Annotated in this window: 5 protein-coding genes; all 5 read left to right on the top strand. The window is 36.3% G+C overall.

Annotation, left to right across the window (positions count from 1 at the left end; genetic code table 11):
- Positions 1-10: 10 nt before the first annotated feature.
- Positions 11-1,126: a DegT/DnrJ/EryC1/StrS family aminotransferase gene (locus HMPREF9420_RS03805; protein ID WP_007134125.1), complete on the top strand. Its 1,116-nt coding sequence runs from the start codon at positions 11-13 to the stop codon at positions 1,124-1,126.
- Positions 1,123-2,289, top strand: a complete 1,167-nt coding sequence (locus HMPREF9420_RS03800; RefSeq protein ID WP_007134124.1) for a pyridoxal phosphate-dependent aminotransferase — start codon at positions 1,123-1,125, stop codon at positions 2,287-2,289. Before HMPREF9420_RS03805 ends, HMPREF9420_RS03800 begins: the two co-directional genes overlap by 4 nt.
- Positions 2,289-2,756: an ATP-grasp domain-containing protein gene (locus tag HMPREF9420_RS14595; protein ID WP_007134123.1), complete on the top strand. Its 468-nt coding sequence runs from the start codon at positions 2,289-2,291 to the stop codon at positions 2,754-2,756. The genes HMPREF9420_RS03800 and HMPREF9420_RS14595 overlap by 1 nt, the downstream gene beginning before the upstream one ends.
- A gap of 43 nt (positions 2,757-2,799) precedes the next feature.
- A complete protein-coding gene (locus HMPREF9420_RS14590) occupies positions 2,800-3,516 on the top strand; it encodes an ATP-grasp domain-containing protein (protein WP_007134122.1) in 717 nt (238 codons plus the stop codon).
- Between the two features lie 16 nt (positions 3,517-3,532).
- The coding region (locus tag HMPREF9420_RS03790) for a GNAT family N-acetyltransferase (protein ID WP_007134121.1) at positions 3,533-3,877 on the top strand (345 nt) is incomplete at its 3' end.

Raw genomic sequence — 3,877 nt, 5'->3', positions numbered from 1 at the left:
TTGAAGAAGTATGAATAAAGATATTATAACAGTAACATCACCATTGTTACCAAATCTTGATGAGTTTACAGATTCTCTTAAAGAAATCTGGGAAAGTAAGTGGATAACAAATAATGGACAGTTTCATCAGAAATTAGAAGCTGCTTTAGCTGAATACCTGAAAGTTCCATACGTTAGCTTGTTCACAAATGGAACTTTACCGTTGCTAACAGCTCTCCAAGCATTGCGTATTACAGGCGAAGTTATAACGACACCTTATAGTTTTGTTGCAACAACGCATGCTCTATGGTGGAATGGTATTAAGCCAGTATTTGTTGATATTGATCCATCTACAGGCAATATAGATCCCCAAAAGATAGAGGCAGCAATAACACCACGTACAACAGCTATCCTTCCTGTTCATGTGTATGGTAAACCTTGTGATACAGAGGCTATTCAGGCAATAGCAGATAAATATGGTTTGAAAGTGATATATGATGCAGCACACGCCTTTGGTGTTGAAGTGAATGGGGAAAGTCTGTTGAATGCTGGCGACATGAGTACACTGAGTTTTCATGCCACAAAGGTGTTTAATACAATAGAAGGTGGTGCAATGGTGATGCACGATGAAAAGACTAAGCAACGCATAGATTATTTGAAGAACTTTGGCTTTGCTAATGAAATTGAGGTTGTTGGTCCTGGTATTAATAGCAAGATGGATGAGATTCGTTCAGCCTATGGCTTGTTAAACTTAAAGCAAGTTGATGCTGCTATTGCAGCGAGACAGAAGGTGGCAGTAGCTTATCGTGAGGCTCTAAGGAATGTTGATGGTATTTCTTTTTGGGATGATATGCCTGGTGTTCGTCATAACTACAGTTACTTCCCAATTTTTGTTGATGCAGAGAAGTATGGCATGACACGTGATGAGCTTTATATGAAGATGAAAGACCAAGGTGTATGGGGACGTCGTTACTTCTACCCACTCATCAGTGAATTTTCTACTTATCGTGGTTTGGAGAGTTCTCGCCCAGAGAATCTGCCTAATGCACACATGATGGCAGATACAGTGATATGTCTGCCTATGCATCATGCACTGAATGAAGAGGATGTTGAGAGAATTGTTGATTGTATAAAAAATAGTTTATGAAAGAGTTGTCAAAAATAGCCACTGTTATCGAGCCATCACTTACTCGTCAGCTTTTCAATGAAGCTAAGAAGTATAATGATGTTATAGATTTTACCTTAGGTGATCCTGATATACAGACCCCAGAGGGTGTAAAAATGGCAGGATGTGATGCAATCATGTCTGGTAAAACACGTTATTCTCAGAATGCGGGGCTATTGGAACTTCGTCAAACAGTATCTATGTATTGCATGGCGAGAGAGCATTTAAGTTATAATCCTCAGACTGAGATCTTTATTTCAGTTGGAGCAATGGAGGGGATATTCTTAGCTTTATCTTCTATGCTGAATGATGGGGATGAGGTTATAATACCTGCTCCTTATTATGTCAATTACAAGCAGATGGTGGAGATTTGCCGTGGTATTCCTGTGATTGTTACCGATTCCAAGAGTCAGGGTATGCTGACATGTTCTATAGAGGCAATTCGTAATGCTATTACAGAGAAAACAAAAGTGATAGTTTTGAATACGCCAAATAATCCTTCTGGTCGGATATTTTCTTGGGGGTTTATACAGGGTATTGCTGACTTGGCAAAGGAGTTTGATTTATATGTTATTACGGATGAGGTTTATAAATGTCTTGTTTACGATAGTATGCCTCGCCCGAAGAGTATTGCTATCTTACCTGGTATGAAAGAGCGTACGCTTTATGTGAATAGTCTATCAAAAGAGTTCTGTATGACAGGTTGGCGCTTAGGATACTGTTTAGGATTTGCTGAAGTTATTTCTGCGATGACTAAAATTCAAGAAAACGTTTGTGCATGCGCTCCTCTTCCTTCGCAGTATGCGGCAATAGAAGCCTTGAGATTAGATAAAGATTATTCTTCAAGTATGGCGGAAGTTTTTGAGAAACGTCGTGATGTACTTGTTGAAGAAATCTCTAAAACTAAAAAGTTAAAACCTTTAATACCTAACGCTACCTTTTATATGATGATTAATATAGAAGAAACTGGTCTGAAATCTGTTGATTTTGCCTATGAACTTCTTAGACATGCTCATGTAGCAGTAGTACCAGGTGTAACTTATGGGAAAGTATGTGATGGATATATCCGTATAGCATTTACATTGGAGGAAGAATATATACGAGAGGGTGTAAGAAGAATTGTTAGATTCGTAGATACTTTATAATGCAAAAAAAACTTTTAATGCTTGGGGGGTCCTTATACCAGACTTATGCGATAAAGGAGGCTAAACGGTTAGGATATTATGTAATAACTTGTGATTACTTACCAGAGAACCCTGGCCACAAATTATCCGATGAATACTATAATGTAAGTACAACAGATAAAGAAGCTGTACTTGAACTCGCTCGAAAGTTAAATGTAGATGGGGTTGTTGCATATGCTTCCGATCCTGCAGCGCCAACAGCCGCATATGTTTGTGAGGAGTTAGGATTACCAACATCACCATATAAATCGGTTAGAATTCTTTCAAATAAAGATTTGTTTAGAGAATTTTTATTGAAGAATGGATTTAATTGTCCAAAAGCTATGGGTTTTGTCTGTTATGAAGATGCCCTTGCAAAGATAGATGAATTTAAGTTACCCGTTATGGTTAAACCTGTAGATTCATCTGGAAGTAAAGGGAATAAATAAGCTTACTGATAAATCGGAGTTAAAAGAATTTGTAGAAGACGCATTGAGCTATTCACTTTCAAAGCGTTTTCTAATAGAAGAATTTATTGTTAAAAAGGGACATCAGATTTCAGGTGATGCTTTTTCTGTTGATGGAAAATTGGTTTTTCATTGTTTCGGTAATGAGTTTTATAATCCAAATGTGGATAAAGACTTTGCACCTTTAGGAGAATGTTGGCCATTCCAGATGGATCATAAGTATATTGAAGATTTGGAAAGACAACTTCAAAAGTTATTTTCTTTATTGGGTATGGAGAGTAATGCTTATAATATTGAAGCAATTGTAGGGCAAGATGACAAAGTGTATCTTTTAGAAGTTGGAGCGCGCTCGGGAGGAAGCCTTATACCTCAAGTTATTAAATATGCTACAGGCGTGGATATGGTAACTTGGGTTGTTCAAGCTGCAGCTGGAGATAAAATTGATTGCTCTGCTTTAAAAGGGGGAAAAGAAATACCTATTTGCGGCTTTTGGTCGAATTATATGGTGCATAGTAATGAGACTGGTCTTTTTGAGTCTATTGCATTTGATTCTAATTTTTCGCAGAAACATCTTGTCGAGTGGGTTACTAACTTGAAAGAAGGAGATTTCATACATAGGTTCCGTAGTGCACAAGATTGTATAGGAGAATTTATACTTAAGTATGATGATTTAAGACAGATGTTTGATGTAATAAATAATATTGATAAGTTTATTCATATAACTGTGACTCCAGCAGACTAGTATTTCTCAATTTTATATGGTTAGTGAAGAGAATATGTTAGTTGATATTACAATTAATAAAAAGTTAAATGCTAATGAAGCTTTTGACTTATTGAAACAGTTTGATAAATCATTTGTTCCTCCATTACATAATTGTATAGATTTAGTTAGCTACAGTCAAAAGTTGGCTGATAATGCTTACTTTATTTTTGCTATTCAAAAACGAAATATAATTGGTTTCGTTGCATATTATATAAATCGAGAGAATAGATTTCTTTATGTTCCTTTTACAGCTGTACTTCCAGAATATAGGGGGCAGGGGGTTGGATATTTGATGTTTGAACATCTATATGAAATAAAGGATAATGATTTGGATAGTATT

The sequence above is a fragment of the Segatella salivae DSM 15606 genome, assembly GCF_000185845.1.
Classification (GTDB): domain Bacteria; phylum Bacteroidota; class Bacteroidia; order Bacteroidales; family Bacteroidaceae; genus Prevotella; species Prevotella salivae.
This window is presented reverse-complemented; position numbering and strand designations above follow the sequence as displayed.

Excerpts from the sequence above, each read along its gene's own strand:
- HMPREF9420_RS03805 (WP_007134125.1), top strand. The coding sequence starts at position 11 with ATGAATAAAGATATTATAACAGTAACATCACCATTGTTACCAAATCTT.
- HMPREF9420_RS03800 (WP_007134124.1), top strand. The coding sequence starts at position 1,123 with ATGAAAGAGTTGTCAAAAATAGCCACTGTTATCGAGCCATCACTTACT.
- HMPREF9420_RS14595 (WP_007134123.1), top strand. The coding sequence starts at position 2,289 with ATGCAAAAAAAACTTTTAATGCTTGGGGGGTCCTTATACCAGACTTAT.